This is a genomic window from Iamia sp. SCSIO 61187 (genome assembly GCF_019443745.1).
Classification (GTDB): domain Bacteria; phylum Actinomycetota; class Acidimicrobiia; order Acidimicrobiales; family Iamiaceae; genus Iamia.
On record NZ_CP050948.1, the window covers coordinates 3,816,743 to 3,831,691 of the forward strand.

Genomic DNA, 14,949 nt, shown 5'->3' on the forward strand with positions numbered 1-14,949 from the left:
GAGGGCGACGGAACCCCTGGTGAGAGCCTCGCGGGGCGCGGTCAGCCGGTGCGGGCGATGAAGTCGACCAGGACCCGGCCGAGCTCGGCCCCCCGGTCCTCCTGGAGGAAGTGGCCCCCGCCCTCGATGGTGACGTGGTCTTGGTCGGCGGCCCCCGGGACCCGCTCCCGGAAGACGGCGTCGCCGCCGCCCGTGATGGGGTCGGCGTCGCTGAATGCGAGGAGGAACGGCTTCTCGAACCTCTCCAGCACCGCCCACGCCGCCTGGTTGTCCGGGGCGGCGGGGTCGTCGGGGCTGGTGGGGACGAGGGCGGGGAAGATCCGGGCCCCGGCCTTGGCCGCCTCGTCGGGGAACGGGGCGTCGTAGGCGGCGATCACCTCGGGGGCGAGGTCGGTCGTGCAGCCGCCGTTGATGATCTGGCCGACGGGGAACGTCTCGGTCTCCTGGGAGAACCGCTGCCAGGCGAGGAAGGCCTCGCTCGGTGCGCCGTGGCCGGTCGGCAGACCGGTGTTGCCGATGGCGACCCGGGCGAAGCGGTCCGGCTCGGCCGCCACCAGTCGCAGGCCGACGAGCCCGCCCCAGTCCTGGCCGAAGAAGGTGATGGCGCGCAGGTCGAGCCGGTCGAACAGGGCCTGGCGCATCCACTCCACGTGGCGGGCGTAGGTGTAGTCGTCGACGGAGGTGGGCTTGTCGCTCCGCCCGAACCCGACGAGGTCGGGGGCGATCACCCGGTGCCCGGCGGCGACCAGCGGCGGGATCACGTGGCGGTACAGGAACGACCACGAGGGCTCGCCGTGCATCAGGAGGACGGGCGCGGCGTCGGCCGGGCCCTCGTCGAGGTGGTGCACGCGCAGCGTCCCGCCGTCGCCGTCGTCGACCTCCACGTAGTGGGGTGCGAACGGGAAGTCGGGCAGGTCGGCGAAGGCGGCATCGGGGGTGCGGGATGTGTCCATCAGGATCCGATCATGGCGGCGATGCCCACGGCATCGGTGCGCTGGTAGGTGCTCTGCATCTCGTCCGAGACTTCTGTCGCTCAGTCTGTCACGATCGGCGCGGAGGGGTCGTCGAGGCGCTTCTCGAACCAGTGGTGGGCGTAGGGCTCGTCGTTGAAGGGCGCGACCTCGACGAAGCCCGACGACCGGTAGAGGGCGATGGCCTCGACGAGCGCGCGGTTGGTGTCGAGGCGCAACACCGGGGCCCCGACGGCCCGGGCCTCGCGCTCCAGGGCCTCGAGCAACCGCCGGGCCACACCCATGCCCCGCGCCGAGGGCGCCACCCACATGCGCTTCACCTCGGCCCCGGGTCCGGGGCGGAACCGGAGGGCGGCGCAGCCCACGGGCTCGGCGCGCACCCGGGCCAGCAGGAACGTCCCCGCCGGCGGGCGCATCCCCTCGGGGGCGGTGGGTCAGCTGCGACCCGGGTCGAACCCGGTGGGGAACCGGACGGCCAGCTCGGCGGCGTAGCGGTCGAGGCAGACCTGGGCCTCGGGCGACTCCGGGTCGACCGCGACCACCTCGACGAGGGCCATCGTGACCAGCCGCTCGACCTCGGCCATGGCGGCGACCAGACGCTCCCGCTGGGCGGGGCTGAGCGGCTCGACCAGCGAGCGGGCCAGGTCGTCGCTCCGTCGGTCGAGCACCGCCCGCTCGGCCCGGCCGCGCGCGGTGAGGGTGGCCCGCCGCACCCGCCGGTCGGGCTCGCCGGGGCCGACGGCGACCAGGCCGTCGGCCTCCAGGGCGCGCAGCAGCCGGCTGACGTAGCCGGAGTCCAGGCCGAGGCGGGCGCGCAGCTCCCGGACGTCGCACCCGGCCTCGCCCACCTCCCACAGGAGGCGCGCCTGGCCGAGGGGCCGGTCGCGGGCGAGGTAGCGGTCGTCGAGGGCCCCCACCCGCTGGGTGACGGTGCGGTGGAACCGCCGGACCTGCTCGATGGCGGTGGCGTCCATGCCGGCGACCCTAGCCCGATGCCTGACCTCGGTCAGACATCGCTCCCGGCGAGCGGCACGGCAGACTGCCGGGGTGACCGACGGCCTCCAGGACGTGCTGCTCGCCGTGGGGCCGCGCCTGCGGGCCCTGCGCCAGGAGGCGGGCGCCACCCTCGCCCAGGTGGCCGAGACGACCGGCATCTCGGTGAGCACCCTGTCGCGCCTGGAGTCGGGCCAGCGCCGGCCCACCCTCGAGCTCCTGCTGCCGCTCTCGCAGACCTACCAGGTGCCCCTCGACGACCTGGTCGGGGCCCCGCCGGTGGGCGACCCCCGGGTCGAGGCCCGCCCCTTCGACCGCCACGGCTCGACGTGGGTGCCGCTCAGCCAGCAGGCCGGGGGCCCGCAGGCGTTCAAGCAGACGATGCCCGTCGGGTACGGCGCCGGGCCCGTCGAGCTCAAGGTCCACGAGGGCTACGACTGGGTGTACGTCCTCTCCGGCCGGGTGCGCCTGGTCCTCGGCGACCACGACCTGGTCCTGACGCCGGGTGAGGCGGCCGAGTTCGACACCCGGGTGCCCCACGCCTTCGGCAACGCCGGCGACGAGCCGGCCGAGCTGATCTGCCTCTACGGCCCCCAGGGCGAGCGGATGCACGTCCGCGCCAGCCCCCGTCGTCGCGACCAGGCCTGACGCCCGATCCGTCCTGTCGCGGTCAGCGCTCCTCGATGGGCGGCCAGCGCGACAGAACAGCGTCGGCCGGCGACCGGATCGGTTCTGTCGCGGCCAGCGCTCGCGGATGAGCGGTCAGCGCGACAGAACGTCCTGGCAGCCCTTCGCCGCCGCCGGCTGGCGTCGGCCGCCAGCACCGCGTCGGCGACGGTCTGGACGCCCTTGATGACGAGGGGCCCGTCCCAGACCGAGCGGAGCCAGTCGACGTCGGCCCAGGAGAGCCCGGGTCGAACTGGGTGCCGATGCAGTCCGACAGGTTCACCGGCGAGGCGCCGTCGTCGACGTCACGACCGGCCGCGTTGGCGAAGCGGACCGAGCCGACCGCCCGCAGCACCCGGGGCCGGAAGGTCGTGCGGGCGAAGGCGGCGGCGTTGGCGGCGAGGGTGCGCTCGTCCTCGGCCCCGCCGTCGATGGAGTCGTAGACCCCGCCGGGCAGGCGGCGCCGGGCGATGGCGCGCAGGTCCGCCACCGAGGCGGCCCGTCGGAGGCGTCGCTCGACCGGGTCGGTCTCGGGCCGGGCGAACCGCACGACCGACCGCAGCGCAGCCGGCACCCGGCGCAGCGAGGGCTGGGGGCTCACGGGGCCTCCCCGCCGCGCCCGATCAGGGACCGGAGAACTGGAAGCCCATGCCGGCGTGCTTGCCGACGGCGGGGGCGCTGTCCTCGGCGTAGCGGGCCAGCTCGGCCCGACCGACGACGTGCCAGTGGACCTCGTCGGGCCCGTCGGCCAGGCGCAGCGTGCGCTGGGCGGCGTACATGCGGGCCAGCGGCGTCCACTGGGACACGCCGGTGGCCCCGTGGATCTGGATGGCCTCGTCGATGATCTCGCACACCCGGACCGGCACCATGGCCTTCACCGCGCTGACCCACACCCGGGCCTCGGCGTTGCCGAGGGTGTCCATGGCCTTGGCGGCCCGGAGCACCATCAGCCGCATGGCCTCGATCTCGATGCGGGCCTTGGCGATGACCTCGACGTTCTTGCCCAGCCGGGCCAGGGGCTTGCCGAAGGCCTCGCGGTTCAGGCCCCGGCGGACCATCAGCTCGAGGGCCCGCTCGGCGGCACCGATGGAGCGCATGCAGTGGTGGATGCGACCCGGCCCCAGGCGCACCTGGGAGATCTCGAAGCCGCGGCCCTCGCCCAGCAGCATGTTCTCGGCCGGCACGCGGACGTCGGAGAACCGCAGGTGCATGTGCCCGTGGGGGGCGTCGTCCTCGCCGAAGACGTGCATGGCGCCGAGGATCTCGACCCCGGGGGTGTCCATGGGGACCAGGATCTGCGACTGCCGGCGGTGGGGCGGCCCGTCCGGGTTCGTCTCCACCATCACGATCATGATCTTGCAGCGGGGGTCGCCGGCGCCGGAGATGTAGTACTTCTCGCCGTTGATGAGCCACTCGTCGCCGTCGAGCACGGCCGAGCAGGCGATGTTCTTGGCGTCGGAGCTGGCCACGTCGGGCTCGGTCATGGCGAAGGCGGAGCGGATGTCCCCGGCGAGCAGGGGCTTCAGCCACCGCTCCTTCTGCTCGGGGGTGCCGACCCGCTCGAGCACCTCCATGTTCCCGGTGTCGGGGGCCGAGCAGTTCAGGCACTCCGAGGCGAGCGGGTTCTTGCCCAGCTCGTTGGCGATGTAGGCGTAGTCGAGGTTCGAGAGGCCCTCGCCCGTCTCGGCGTCGGGGAGGAAGAAGTTCCACAGCCCGTTGGCCTTGGCCTTGGCCTTCACCGAGTCGAGCAGCTCGAGCTGGCCCTCGCCGTAGCCCCAGTGCTCGGCCCGGCCCTCCCCGAGCCGGAAGAACTCCTCGGTGATGGGATCGACCTCGGTGGCGATGAAGGCCTTCACGGCCTCGAACAGCGGCACGGCGTGCTCGGACATGGCCAGGTTCATGGCGTCGTCGGTCGGCAGACCGGAGTGCATCCCGGGGGCGGGCATGGCGGGTCCCTTCGGAGCCGGGCGGGGTCTCGGGACCCTACCGCTCGGTCACTGGTGCGGCGGCTCGACCTCGGCGGCGTCGTCGGAGGGCCGCAGCAGGAAGGCGACGGCGCCGGCCCGGTTGCGCACGCCGAGCTTGGCGTAGGCCCGGCTGAGGTGAGTCTTGACCGTCTCCCGCCCGAGGAACAGGGCGGCGCCGATCTCGGCGTTGGTCAGGCCCTCGGAGGCCAGCACCAGGACCTGGCTCTCCCGCTCGGTCAGACCGGCCTCCTTCCCCGGCCATCCGGGTCCGTCGTCGCCGGCCGGGTCGCTCGGCCGGCGACCGAGGGCGCTCGGGAGCTGGCGGCGGCTCCGCACCAGCAGGGCGGCGGCCTCGCACACCGGGATGTCGCGCGCCCGGGAGAGGTGCTCGAGCACGTCGAGGGCCTTGGTGTCGTCGATGGCGTGCCGCTCCATGAGGATGCCCTTGGCCTGCCCGAGGATGTCTCGCGCGTCGGGCACGGAGGACCGGCGATCGGTGTCCTTGTCGGCGTCCTGCGGGGGGTGTGCGGTCATGGGGTGGGGTCGGGGAGCCGCTCGTGATCGGACCTGCGGCGCGGCGGTCGACATCGCTCCTCCACTGGTTCGGTGCCGGGCAACCTCCGGCGTGTGTGTCGGGTGGTACGTCCGAACCGGCCGTGTGGCGACCGGCACAGGCGACGCTTCCCACGGCGAGCCCACAGATGCATCCCCCGATCGGGGGAGCGGGGACGGCGCAGGGGACGCCACCCCGCCACCCGGCAGGGAACCTTCGGGGGCCGGGTCCGCTCTCACGGCCACACCCACGGAGCCGGACCGCCGGCAGAAGGAAGGCAGTGCCATGAGCGAGTCCGGATTCGACGACGCCAACCTCGACGCCACGGTGACCGACACCGACGGCGACGGCTTCTTCGACACCGTCGAGGCCGACACCGACGGCGACGGCTACATCGACACCGTCGGCTACGACACCGACGCCGACGGGGTCGTCGACATCGCCGAGGTCGACACCGACGGCGACGGGTTCGTCGACACGATCGTCGACGACGCCGACTACGACGGCATCGTCGACACCGTCTCGTCCGACACCGACGGCGACGGCTTCATCGACACCGTCGGCTACGACACCGACCTCGACGGCGTGGTCGACATCGCCGACGTCGACACCGACGGCGACGGCGTGGTCGACACGGTCGTCGACGACGCCGACTACGACGGCGTGTTCGAGACCGTCTCCACCGACACCGACGGCGACGGCTACATCGAGACCACCGTGGTCGACACCGACGCCGACGGCGTGTTCGACACGGCCGAGGCCGACCTCGACGCCGACGGCTACATCGACACCGTGGCCACCGACACCGACGGCGACGGGGTCATCGACACCGCGGTCGTCGACACCGACGGCGAGGGCGTCGAGGACGTCGCCGTGGTCGACCTCGGCACCGGCCCGTTCCAGGGCTCCTGACCCACCGACCCGACGGCGACCCCGGGTGAGCGCGGCTCACCCGGGGTCGCACCGTCGCGACCGGGACACGGTCACCGGACGACGTCGTAGACCTTCTTCACGACGCCGTTGGAGTAGACGTCGTGCTCGACGAGCGCCAGCTTGGTGGCGTCCTTGTCGGTCTCGCTGAACAGCCGCTGGCCCGCACCCAGCAGGACCGGGAACTCGAGCAGGTGGTAGCGGTCGACCAGCCCGGCGTCGGCCAGGGCGGCGCCGAGCACGGCGCTCCCGTGGACGAGGATCGGGGCGCCGTCGGTCTGCTTGAGGGCGGCGACCTCGTCGATCGAGCGCAGCACGGTCGCCGGCCAGCGCGGATCGCCCTCGGCCAGGGTGGTCGACACGACGTAGCGGGGCATGGCATTGTACTCGGTGAACTCGTCCATCGTCGGCCAGACGGGGGCGAACTCCTCGTAGCTGCGGCGGCCCAGCAGCAGGGCGCCCGCCTCCTGCTGCTCTCGGCCCTTGATCTCGTAGGCCTCCTCGACGAACTCGACCTCCTTGAACGTCCACCCGGCGCTGCGGTGGTCGCCGCCGCCGGGCGCCTCCATCACGCCGTCGGTGGACACGAACGCGGTCACGATCAGGGTGCGCATGGGGATCTCCTTGGTCTCGGGGAGGACGGTCGTCGTCCTCTGATGGTCCTACGAACCGGAGCCGGCGCGATCGACACCCCGCCGGGACGATGCTCGGCCGGTGTCCGGGGTCCGGCGTGAGCGGAGCGGCCCCGGGATCCGTCAGAGGCCGATGGGGTCGTCCACGACGCCGAGCCACACCTGGGCGGAGTCGACGGCGACCTTCTCGCCGATGAAGGCGTGCTGGGTGCCGGTGTAGAGGTCCCGGAAGGCCCGCTCGAGGCGGCTGCCCTCCCGGATGGCGGTCGTCCCCGCAGCCAGGTGCGCCCACTGGGCGATCTCCCGGGACGCGTCGGTCGCGTAGACGGCGGCGGCCCGACCGTCGGCGCGCAGCGTGGGCGTCAGCTCCTCGCCGGCGCCGACCGCGGCCTCGATCCGGTCGAAGGCGTCGCCGACCAGGAGTCGCGCCGCCCGCCACATGCTCTCGTGGCGCGCCAGACCGACCTGGAAGCTGGGCTTGTGGGCCAGCGGCGCCGGGTCGCCCATGCGCACCTTGCTCAGGGCCAGCTCGGTGAGGTCGTCGAGCATGCTGCGGGCGACCCCGAGCGCCCAGCTGGCGTGGCCGGCGGCGACGAGCGGCATCAGCCCCATGCGGAACGTGGGCGCCGAGCCCCGGCCCGGGGTACGGGTGAAGAGCTCGAAGGTCCGGTGGGCGGGGACGACGACGTCGGCGACCTCGTAGTCGTAGGACCCGGTGCCCTTGAGGCCCTGGACGTGCCAGCCGTCGGTGAAGCGCACCTCGTCGCGGGGCATGACCGCCACGCGCAGCTCGGGGATGCCCTCGGACGCGTAGACGAGCTCGCCGTCGACCAACGGCATGAAGCCGGCGGCGACGTACTCGCTGTGGCCGGTCCCGGACCCGAAGCTCCACGAGCCGGTCAGCCGGTAGCCCCCGTCGACGGTCTCACCGGTGCCGTTGGGGAACAGCTGGCCGCCCATGGTGATGCGATCGTCGTGGGCGGTGAAGACCTCGGCGAACCCGGCGTCGGGCAGGTAGGCGGCGACGGCCGCCGTCGTCGGGAGGTTGGCGATCCCGATCCACCCGAACGACCCGTCGAGGCGGGCCATGGCGATCCACGTCTCGATCATCTCGGCGAACGTCGGCTCGCCGCCGCCGGCCTCGGACGGGTTGAACCGCCCCATCAGGCCGGTGTCCCACATGGCGGCGACGACCTCCGGGGTCGTGGTGCGACGCTGCTCGCAGGCGGCCGCCTCGGCCTCGACCAGGGCGGCCATCGCCGCGACCATGGCCGGCCCGTCGGTGGCGGGGTCCGGCAGGGGCTGGGGTGCGGCCATCGGTGGGGTCCGTTCGGTCGGGCGCCGGGGCGCGCGTCGGCGGATCATCGCGCGGGACGCCCGCCCGCGGTCAGACCACCGGCATCGACGAGGCGGAGCTGGCCGGGGTCACGAGGTCCTCGTCGCGCCCGGCCCGGCGGGCGCCCACCAGCAGGAGGACGTGGGCGATCACGATGATGGGCCACGGCGTGAACGGGTTGATCACGGCGTCGACGAGGGTGAGGGTCCCCAGGATCCACGCGATGAACGGGGGCGGGGTGATGCCGTGGCGGTCCATCCACAGCACGGTCAGCCCGATCACGAACAGGGGCGGTCCGAAGCTGGCCAGGCTCAGCCACAGGGCGCTGCCGGCCTCGGTCATGTCGGAGAAGTCCTCGTCCCAGAGCCCGCCGGTGAACCACTCGTCGGCGTGCCCGGCCGCGCCCTCGAAGGTGAGGGCGGCCACGGTGTGCGCCGTCGCGTAGAGGGCCATGATCCACCCCGCGGCCCTGATCACGTGGGCGCTCCCGCCTCGGTGCGGACGAGGTGGGCCCGCTCGCGCCAGGCCCGCTCCCACTGGCGGGTCAGGGCGGGGTACACGATCAGGTACCGGAAGGGCTTGATGGCTGCCATGTAGACCCGCCCGAGGACGCCGTTCGGCCGGACCAGGGCGGCCATCCGCAGCTCGTGCTCGCCGTGGTCGGTCGGCACCCAGCCCAGGTGGCAGACGGCGTGGACGGTCGAGTTGGCCATCTCGAGGGCGCACTCGTCGGGCAGCTCGTACACCAGGGTGAACGGGACGCCCTCCTCCGCGGCGCCGGTGGCGTCCTGGCGCAGGTCGACCGGCAGGCGGTCGCCCAGCGTCTCGGTCCGGCGGGCGAGGCCCTGCTCGGGCTCGTCCCAGCCGAGCAGGGCACCGAGGCGCCACCGCACGGCGAACAGGAACCGGACCACCGGCGGGTTGTCGTCGAGCCCGCCGCCCGCTCGCAGCGCGGCGAGCATCACGGGGAAGTCGTCGGGCCCGGCGCCGGGGGTGCGGAACCGCCAGACGTCCTCGACCTCGAAGTCGGGAGCGATCTCGTGGATGCGCCACGGACGCTCGGTGTGCTCGGTCTCGGGGAGTCGGATCGCCATGGGGGTCTCCCGGGGGTTGTACGGTGGCGTATGAGAGGGACCGTACGCCATTGTGCGGTTCCGTACAACCGGCACGAGGAAGCGAAGAGGGAGTCAGGTGGGAGCGCTACGGACCCCCCGCGAGGGGTGGATCGAGGAGGGGCTGCGGGCGCTGGCCGAGGGGGGCGTGGACGCGGTGCGCGTCGAGGTCCTGGCCAAGGCGCTCGGCGTCACCAAGGGCGGGTTCTACGGCTACTTCGCCGACCGCGCCGCCCTCCTCACCGAGATGCTCGACACCTGGGAGCGCGAGAGCGTCGACGACGTCTTCGAGCGGATCGAGCGCGAGGGCGGGGACGCCCTCGACAAGGTCAGGCTCGCCGGGCAGCTCACCTTCTCCAGCGATCGGTTGCGCCCCATCGACCACGCGGTCCGGGAGTGGGCGCGCCGCGACCCGGACGTCGCCGAGCGCCTCCGCCGGGTCGACAACCGGCGCATGCAGCTGTGCCGCGACGCGATCAGCACGTTCTGCTCCGACCCCGACGAGGTCGAGGCCCGCAGCCTGCTCGCCTTCTGCATGGCGATCGGGAGCCACCTGCTCGCCGCCGACCACCCCGGCCGCACCCGCGCCGAGGTGATGACCCGCGCCGCCGACCTCATCCTCAGCCCCTCGCCCGGGACCGCCGCCCCCTGACCGTCGGCGAGGGCGGCCCGGCGACGGGGTGTGCGAGAGTTCGCCGGTGAGCGACCTGCGCCAGCGCCGCCATCGCGAGACGCGGCGCCAGCTCGTCGATGCCGCGCTCGACCTGTTCGACGAGCGGGGGTACGCGGCGGTGACGATGGGCGACATCGCCGGTGCGGCCGGTGTGTCCCGGCGGACGCTCTACCGCCACTTCCCGACCAAGGACCGGGTCGTCCTCGACCTGCCGGTCGAGTGGACGGAGGTCTGGGACGAGACGCTGGCGGCGCTGCCCCCCGACACCTCGGCCCGCGACGCCGTCGAGCAGATCACCCGCACCATCGCCGGGCGGCTGGACGAGGAGCGGGAGCGGATGCAGCGCGTCTGGCGCATCGTCGAGTCCACCCCCGCCCTCGAGCCCGCCTTCCTCGCCAACCGGGCGTGGACCGAGCGGATCCTGGCCCTGCTGGCGGACGCCCGGCGAGGCCCGGTCGTCGCCGGCCCCGAGGCCCTCACCATCGCCGGGGCGTACCTCGGCGCCATCGACGTGGCCATGGCGGACTGGGCGGCCGGCGCCGACGACCGCACCGTGACCGACACGGTGGACGCCCTGCTCGCCCACCTGCGGCCGCTGTGGCCGGCCGACACCGCCGAGGCATGAGGACCCCGGCACCTCGGCGCCGACCACGCCTGACCCGTTGACGCATGTTGGCACATTGCGCGATCCTGGCGCGATGACGCATCAGCGAGTCGCCCCTGCCCGCCCCGCCCGGGCGACCCGAGGGGCCCTGGACCGACCCCTCGTGGGGCGCTCGCTCGTGGTCATCGCCGCCGTCCACACCGCCGTCGCACCGGCCGTGTACCCGGACTCGCTGCGCAGCACCTGGGAGGCGGGGGTGATCGACGCCGTCGAGGGCGACCCCGCCTCGATCGACCTCCGGGGCATCGGCTTCTGGTACCTGACCGCCGGTCTCGCCGTCGGTCTGCTGGGCGGCGTCGTCCACCGCGCCGAGCAGCGCCCCGACGGGCTGCCGCCGTGGTTCGGGTGGGGGCTGCTGGGGTTCACCGCCTGGGGCGCGACCCTGATGCCGCGGTCGGGGTTCTGGGCCTTCGCCGTGCCCGGCATCCTCGCCCTGCGGAGCCGCCACCCCCGCTCCTGAGCGGACCTCGTCGGCCCCCGGCTCAGGGCCGGTAGGCCCGCAGGAAGGCGGCGACGCCGTCGTCGGCGTGGCGGTCGATGTCGGCGGCCGCCATGCCGTGGTCGGCGCCGAGGAGCATCGCCCGGTTCAGCGGGCCCGACAGGATCAGCCAGTTCAGGTGCTCGGCCGCGGTCGAGACGTCGGGGGCGCGGACGACGCCGCGCCGGTCGAGGTCGGCGACGATGGCGGCCAGCCGCTCGACCGTCCGCGCCAGGCCCAGCTCGTAGAAGCGACGACCGAGCCCCGGGAAGCGGACGGCCTCGGCGATCACCAGCCGCCGGAGGTCGAGCACCTCCGGCTGCATCACCCCGTGGGCGAGCGCCCGGGCGTAGACCGACAGGTCGGCGGCGACATCGTCACCGATGGTCTGGTCGAGGGCGGCGGATGCGCTCGCCGCGCCCTCGACGGTGACGGTGACCAGCTCGAAGAACAGCGACTCCTTGTCGCCGAAGTGCTTGTACACCGTCTGCTTGGAGACCCGGGCTCGGGCGGCGACCTCGTCCATGCTCGCCCCCACGAACCCGTTGGCCATGAACACCCCCGCCGCCGCGTCGAGGATCGTCTGCCGTCGAGTGGGGGGCGATGGCGTGTCCTCGTCGCCGTGCATGGAGGCGATGGTAACCGACCGCATTGGACCTATAGAGTACTGGACCGTCTAGTTCCATCAGTTGTGTGGAGTTGTGCCCCGTGGGGTCCTTGGTCGTGGTCGAGTTCGTCACGCTCGATGGTGTGATGCAGGGGTTCGGATCGCCGGACGAAGATCGCGACGGCGGGTTCGAGCACGGGGGCTGGGGCGCGCCGTACCGCGACCCCTCGCCGCCGAGCGCGTCGACGTTCGCCACCACCTCGGCGTACCTGTTCGGGCGGGGCACCTACGACAAGATGATCCAGTTCTGGCCCCACCAGGGCGACGAGAACCCGATGGCCGCCCACCTGAGGTCGGCGCCCAAGCACGTCGTCACCAGCTCCCCGATCGACGACACGTGGACCAACGCCCACGTCCTCGGCGGCGATGACGTCGAGCAGGCTGTCCGGCGCCTCAAGGACGAGACCGACGGCGACGTCGTCGTCCTGGGGAGCTGGACGCTCCTCGAGTCGCTCATCGCCTGGGACCTGGTCGACGAGTACCGCCTCTTCCTCCACCCGCTCGTCCTCGGCACGGGCAAGCGGCTCTTCCGGCCGCTGGCGCAGCCCCGACCGATGACCCTGGTCGAGGCCACCCCCACGCCGACGGGCGTGGTCGTCCTCCGCTACCGCGCCGGCGGCGATCCCGGAGGCGCCCCGGCGTCCAGCCACCCGAGGAGCTGACCGACCTCGACGCCGCCCGCCGTACCCTGGCGCCGGCCCGGCGAGATCGACGGGCCCGGCGCCATCGCCGGACGACGGACGGACGTGCACCCGTGTTCGAAGAGCTCGATCGCCGGTCGACCGCGCAGGGCGAGATCAGCCTGCGGCGCCGGTTCGACCCGTCGCTGCGGGTCGAGGTCCACGAGGTGCGCCTCGCCGACGCCTTCCTCATGTCGAGCCTGTTCACCGTGGCCGAGGAGGAGCTGGCCCGCCTGACGCTCGCGGCGATCGGCGGAGGCGGACCGCTCGATGTCGTCGTCGGGGGCCTGGGTCTGGGCTGCACCGCCCGGGCCGCCCTGGAGGACCGGCGCGTCCGGAGCGTCCGCGTCATCGAGGCCGCCGAGCCCGTGATCGAATGGCACCGAGCGGGGCTGGTCCCGCTCGGGGCCGAGCTGACCGCCTCGGGCCGGTGCCGCTTCGTCCCCGGCGACTTCTTCCGGGCGGTGCGCTCCGACGCCAGCGACGACGACGCCGTCGGGGACGCCGACGCCGTGCTGCTGGACATCGACCACTCGCCCCGGGACCACCTCCACCCGGACCACGCCGCCTTCTACACCGAGGCGGGGCTGGTCGACGTGCGCCGGCGCCTGCGACCGGGCGGGGCCTTCGGCCTCTGGTCCGACGACCCGCCCGAGGCGGGCTTCACCGGCATCCTCGAGCGGGTGTTCGCCGGCGTCGCCGCCCACGTCGTGGAGTTCCCGAACCCCTACACCGGCGAGACGTCCGCCAACACGGTCTACGTGGCCACGACCCCGGGCTGACCGACAGGTCCGCCGGAGCGTCGTCGCCGCCCGGTCGGGTGCGGCCGCTCAGGCGTCACGCCGGTACGCGCCGGCCTGGGCCGCGGCCACCGCGGCCCGCGCCGCGACGAGGGCCGTCCGGCGCGCCACCGGCGCGGTGCGCGTCAGGTGCTCGTAGTACAGCGGCGCCGAGACGGCGCGGATGACGGCCTCGGCGTCGGTCCCCGGGTCCAGCTCCCCTCGCGCCACCGCATCGTCCACGCACGGGGCCCACTCGGCGATCCGCACGTCGTAGAACCGCTCGAGCGCCTCCGCCGCCGGCGCGTCGGTCATGGCCGCGGCGATGAGGGCGGCGAAGAGCCGGCCCTGGCGCCGGTCGCCCAGGGTGCGGTGCACCAGGAGGGCCAGGGCCTCGAGGTCGCCGGCCAGCGACCCGGTGGCGGCCCGGGGCGTCGACTCCTCGGCCATCTCCTCGAGGAGGTCGGCCACCAGCGCCGCCGGTGTCCCCCACCGCCGGTAGACGGTGGTCCGGCCCACGTCCGCCCGCCGGGCGACCTCGGTGAGGTCGACCCCTCCGAGCCCGTGCTCGGCCAGGACGTCACCCGTGGCGGCGAGGACCGCCGCCCGCACCCGGGCCGTCCGACCGCCGGGTCGCGGGGTCGGGCCGGCGTTCACGTGCCCGACGTTAACGGACCTGTTGTCCCGTTTGGCGGGAACGGGGTACATTAACGGGATATTCGTACCGTTTAGGAGGACCGATGGAGCACCGACAGCTGGGACGATCAGGCCTGCGGGTGCCGGAGCTGAGCTTCGGCGCCGGGACCTTCGGCGGCCGGGGCGAGCTCTTCGGCGCCTGGGGCACCACCGACGTGGACGAGGCGAGGGCGATCGTCGACCGCTGCCTCGAGGCGGGCGTGACGATGTTCGACACTGCCGACGTCTACTCCGCCGGTGCCTCCGAGGAGGTGCTGGGGGCGGCCCTCGAGGGTCGGCGGGACGAGGCCCTCATCTCGACCAAGGCCGGGCTCCCCATGGGCCCCGGGCCCCACGACGCCGGGACGTCCCGCTCCCGGTTGCTCACCGCGGTGGACGACGCCCTGCGCCGGCTGCGCACCGACCGCATCGACCTGTTCCAGCTGCACGCCTTCGACGCCACGACCCCCATCGAGGAGGTCGTCGGGACCCTCGACGGCCTCGTCACCGCCGGGAAGGTCCGCTACGTCGGCGTGTCCAACTTCTCCGGGTGGCAGCTCAAGGCCTCGCTCGACGTCGCCGACCGCAACGGCTGGCCCCGCTACGTCGCCCACCAGGTGTACTACTCCCTGGTCGGGAGGGACTACGAGTGGGACCTGATGCCGCTCGGCGCCGCCGAGGGCGTCGGAGCCCTCGTGTGGAGCCCCCTGGGGTGGGGCCGCCTGACCGGGCGTCTGCGCCGGGGCGCCCCGATCCCCGCCGGCAGCCGCCTCCACCAGACCGCGGAGTACGGCCCGCCGGTCGACGACGAGCTCCTCTACGACGTCGTCGACGTGCTCGACGCCATCGCCCGCGACACCGGCCGGACGGTGCCGCAGATCGCGCTCAACTGGCTGCTGACCCGTCCCACCGTGGCGTCGGTCATCGTCGGGGCCCGGGACATCACCCAGCTCGAGGAGAACCTCGGCGCCACCGGCTGGCGGCTCACCGACGAGCAGGTCGCCCGGCTCGACGCCGCCAGCGCCCGCCCGGCGCCGTACCCCCACTTCCCCTACCAGCGCCAGGAGGGCTTCGCCCGCCTGAACCCGCCGCTCGTCCCGGGGTGATCCCCCGTCGGGAGCACCGGGGCGAGGGACCCCCACGGGATGCCAACCCGTGCCGCCACCTCGAGGG

18 protein-coding genes and 2 pseudogenes are annotated in these 14,949 nt (G+C 73.8%); 8 read left to right on the forward strand and 12 right to left on the reverse strand.

Annotation, left to right across the window (positions count from 1 at the left end; all coding sequences use genetic code 11):
• Nucleotides 1-41: 41 nt before the first annotated feature.
• Nucleotides 42-953 (reverse strand): haloalkane dehalogenase, encoded by a 912-nt coding sequence (locus HC251_RS18210; RefSeq protein ID WP_219942032.1) that lies wholly within the window; start codon nucleotides 951-953, stop codon nucleotides 42-44.
• An 80-nt stretch (nucleotides 954-1,033) separates the two neighbouring features.
• Nucleotides 1,034-1,945, reverse strand: a pseudogene (locus tag HC251_RS26265) (GNAT family N-acetyltransferase).
• A 73-nt stretch (nucleotides 1,946-2,018) separates the two neighbouring features.
• Here HC251_RS26265 and HC251_RS18225 point away from each other — a divergent pair.
• The gene (locus HC251_RS18225) at nucleotides 2,019-2,612 is read left to right on the forward strand and encodes a helix-turn-helix domain-containing protein (protein ID WP_219942035.1); all 594 of its coding nucleotides are present in this window, start codon (nucleotides 2,019-2,021) and stop codon (nucleotides 2,610-2,612) included.
• Here the strand turns inward: HC251_RS18225 and HC251_RS26270 are convergent.
• From HC251_RS26270 to HC251_RS18245, 4 genes and pseudogenes are all read right to left on the reverse strand, one after another.
• Entirely contained in the window at nucleotides 2,549-2,899 is a 351-nt protein-coding gene (locus HC251_RS26270) for an alpha-hydroxy-acid oxidizing protein (protein WP_219945742.1), read from the reverse strand. The two genes, HC251_RS18225 and HC251_RS26270, sit on opposite strands and share 64 nt — an antisense overlap.
• A gap of 119 nt (nucleotides 2,900-3,018) precedes the next feature.
• Nucleotides 3,019-3,231 (reverse strand): annotated as a pseudogene (locus tag HC251_RS26275) (alpha-hydroxy-acid oxidizing enzyme); the annotation flags it as partial.
• Nucleotides 3,232-3,253: 22 nt separating this feature from the next.
• The gene (locus HC251_RS18240; RefSeq protein ID WP_255566471.1) at nucleotides 3,254-4,576 is read right to left on the reverse strand and encodes an acyl-CoA dehydrogenase family protein; all 1,323 of its coding nucleotides are present in this window, start codon (nucleotides 4,574-4,576) and stop codon (nucleotides 3,254-3,256) included.
• Nucleotides 4,577-4,624: 48 nt separating this feature from the next.
• On the reverse strand, nucleotides 4,625-5,131 hold the full coding sequence (locus tag HC251_RS18245; protein ID WP_219942036.1) for a LuxR C-terminal-related transcriptional regulator: 507 nt from the start codon (nucleotides 5,129-5,131) through the stop codon (nucleotides 4,625-4,627).
• 124 nt (nucleotides 5,132-5,255) lie between these two features.
• Here HC251_RS18245 and HC251_RS18250 point away from each other — a divergent pair, with 124 nt between their 5' ends.
• The gene (locus HC251_RS18250; protein WP_219942037.1) at nucleotides 5,256-6,062 is read left to right on the forward strand and encodes a hypothetical protein; all 807 of its coding nucleotides are present in this window, start codon (nucleotides 5,256-5,258) and stop codon (nucleotides 6,060-6,062) included.
• A 71-nt stretch (nucleotides 6,063-6,133) separates the two neighbouring features.
• On the opposite strand, the gene HC251_RS18255 is transcribed toward HC251_RS18250, so the two are convergent.
• The 4 genes from HC251_RS18255 to HC251_RS18270 form a co-directional block, all read right to left on the reverse strand.
• Nucleotides 6,134-6,694, reverse strand: coding sequence for a dihydrofolate reductase family protein (locus tag HC251_RS18255; RefSeq protein ID WP_219942038.1), 561 nt, complete (start codon nucleotides 6,692-6,694; stop codon nucleotides 6,134-6,136).
• A gap of 141 nt (nucleotides 6,695-6,835) precedes the next feature.
• Nucleotides 6,836-7,981 carry an acyl-CoA dehydrogenase family protein gene (locus HC251_RS18260; RefSeq protein ID WP_370651307.1) on the reverse strand — a complete coding sequence of 382 codons (1,146 nt, stop codon included), beginning with the start codon at nucleotides 7,979-7,981 and terminating at the stop codon, nucleotides 6,836-6,838.
• A gap of 118 nt (nucleotides 7,982-8,099) precedes the next feature.
• Nucleotides 8,100-8,501: a DUF6463 family protein gene (locus HC251_RS18265; protein WP_219942040.1), complete on the reverse strand. Its 402-nt coding sequence runs from the start codon at nucleotides 8,499-8,501 to the stop codon at nucleotides 8,100-8,102.
• 20 nt (nucleotides 8,502-8,521) lie between these two features.
• Nucleotides 8,522-9,142: a DUF2867 domain-containing protein gene (locus HC251_RS18270; RefSeq protein ID WP_219942041.1), complete on the reverse strand. Its 621-nt coding sequence runs from the start codon at nucleotides 9,140-9,142 to the stop codon at nucleotides 8,522-8,524.
• Nucleotides 9,143-9,239: 97 nt separating this feature from the next.
• Between HC251_RS18270 and HC251_RS18275 the strand changes: the two genes are divergently transcribed.
• The 3 genes from HC251_RS18275 (at nucleotide 9,240) to HC251_RS18285 (ending at nucleotide 10,957) form a co-directional block, all read left to right on the forward strand.
• Complete coding sequence (locus tag HC251_RS18275) at nucleotides 9,240-9,812, forward strand: TetR/AcrR family transcriptional regulator (RefSeq protein ID WP_219942042.1); 573 nt, start codon at nucleotides 9,240-9,242, stop codon at nucleotides 9,810-9,812.
• Nucleotides 9,813-9,858: 46 nt separating this feature from the next.
• Nucleotides 9,859-10,458 (forward strand): TetR/AcrR family transcriptional regulator, encoded by a 600-nt coding sequence (locus tag HC251_RS18280; protein ID WP_219942043.1) that lies wholly within the window; start codon nucleotides 9,859-9,861, stop codon nucleotides 10,456-10,458.
• A 73-nt stretch (nucleotides 10,459-10,531) separates the two neighbouring features.
• The gene (locus tag HC251_RS18285) at nucleotides 10,532-10,957 is read left to right on the forward strand and encodes a DUF6463 family protein (protein WP_219942044.1); all 426 of its coding nucleotides are present in this window, start codon (nucleotides 10,532-10,534) and stop codon (nucleotides 10,955-10,957) included.
• A 22-nt stretch (nucleotides 10,958-10,979) separates the two neighbouring features.
• Here HC251_RS18285 and HC251_RS18290 read toward each other — a convergent pair whose 3' ends face one another.
• The gene (locus tag HC251_RS18290) at nucleotides 10,980-11,603 is read right to left on the reverse strand and encodes a TetR/AcrR family transcriptional regulator (RefSeq protein WP_219942045.1); all 624 of its coding nucleotides are present in this window, start codon (nucleotides 11,601-11,603) and stop codon (nucleotides 10,980-10,982) included.
• A 95-nt stretch (nucleotides 11,604-11,698) separates the two neighbouring features.
• Here HC251_RS18290 and HC251_RS18295 point away from each other — a divergent pair, with 95 nt between their 5' ends.
• Together HC251_RS18295 and HC251_RS18300 are read left to right on the forward strand one after the other, a co-directional pair.
• Complete coding sequence (locus HC251_RS18295) at nucleotides 11,699-12,304, forward strand: dihydrofolate reductase family protein (RefSeq protein ID WP_219942046.1); 606 nt, start codon at nucleotides 11,699-11,701, stop codon at nucleotides 12,302-12,304.
• A 92-nt stretch (nucleotides 12,305-12,396) separates the two neighbouring features.
• On the forward strand, nucleotides 12,397-13,104 hold the full coding sequence (locus tag HC251_RS18300; protein ID WP_255566473.1) for a spermidine synthase: 708 nt from the start codon (nucleotides 12,397-12,399) through the stop codon (nucleotides 13,102-13,104).
• A 48-nt stretch (nucleotides 13,105-13,152) separates the two neighbouring features.
• On the opposite strand, the gene HC251_RS18305 is transcribed toward HC251_RS18300, so the two are convergent.
• A complete protein-coding gene (locus HC251_RS18305; RefSeq protein WP_219942047.1) occupies nucleotides 13,153-13,758 on the reverse strand; it encodes a TetR/AcrR family transcriptional regulator in 606 nt (201 codons plus the stop codon).
• 83 nt (nucleotides 13,759-13,841) lie between these two features.
• Here HC251_RS18305 and HC251_RS18310 point away from each other — a divergent pair, with 83 nt between their 5' ends.
• Nucleotides 13,842-14,882 (forward strand): aldo/keto reductase, encoded by a 1,041-nt coding sequence (locus HC251_RS18310; protein WP_219942048.1) that lies wholly within the window; start codon nucleotides 13,842-13,844, stop codon nucleotides 14,880-14,882.
• Nucleotides 14,883-14,949 lie beyond the last annotated feature (67 nt).

Bases quoted from the DNA above. Each gene is read 5' to 3' on its own strand.
- HC251_RS18265 (WP_219942040.1), bottom strand. From the start codon at position 8,501: ATGGCCCTCTACGCGACGGCGCACACCGTGGCCGCCCTCACCTTCGAG.
- HC251_RS18285 (WP_219942044.1), top strand. From the start codon at position 10,532: ATGACGCATCAGCGAGTCGCCCCTGCCCGCCCCGCCCGGGCGACCCGA.
- HC251_RS18290 (WP_219942045.1), bottom strand. From the start codon at position 11,603: ATGCACGGCGACGAGGACACGCCATCGCCCCCCACTCGACGGCAGACG.
- HC251_RS18310 (WP_219942048.1), top strand. From the start codon at position 13,842: ATGGAGCACCGACAGCTGGGACGATCAGGCCTGCGGGTGCCGGAGCTG.
- HC251_RS18245 (WP_219942036.1), bottom strand. From the start codon at position 5,131: ATGACCGCACACCCCCCGCAGGACGCCGACAAGGACACCGATCGCCGG.
- HC251_RS18270 (WP_219942041.1), bottom strand. From the start codon at position 9,142: ATGGCGATCCGACTCCCCGAGACCGAGCACACCGAGCGTCCGTGGCGC.
- HC251_RS18260 (WP_370651307.1), bottom strand. From the start codon at position 7,981: ATGGTCGCGGCGATGGCCGCCCTGGTCGAGGCCGAGGCGGCCGCCTGC.
- HC251_RS18210 (WP_219942032.1), bottom strand. From the start codon at position 953: ATGGACACATCCCGCACCCCCGATGCCGCCTTCGCCGACCTGCCCGAC.
- HC251_RS18240 (WP_255566471.1), bottom strand. From the start codon at position 4,576: ATGCCCGCCCCCGGGATGCACTCCGGTCTGCCGACCGACGACGCCATG.
- HC251_RS18255 (WP_219942038.1), bottom strand. From the start codon at position 6,694: ATGCGCACCCTGATCGTGACCGCGTTCGTGTCCACCGACGGCGTGATG.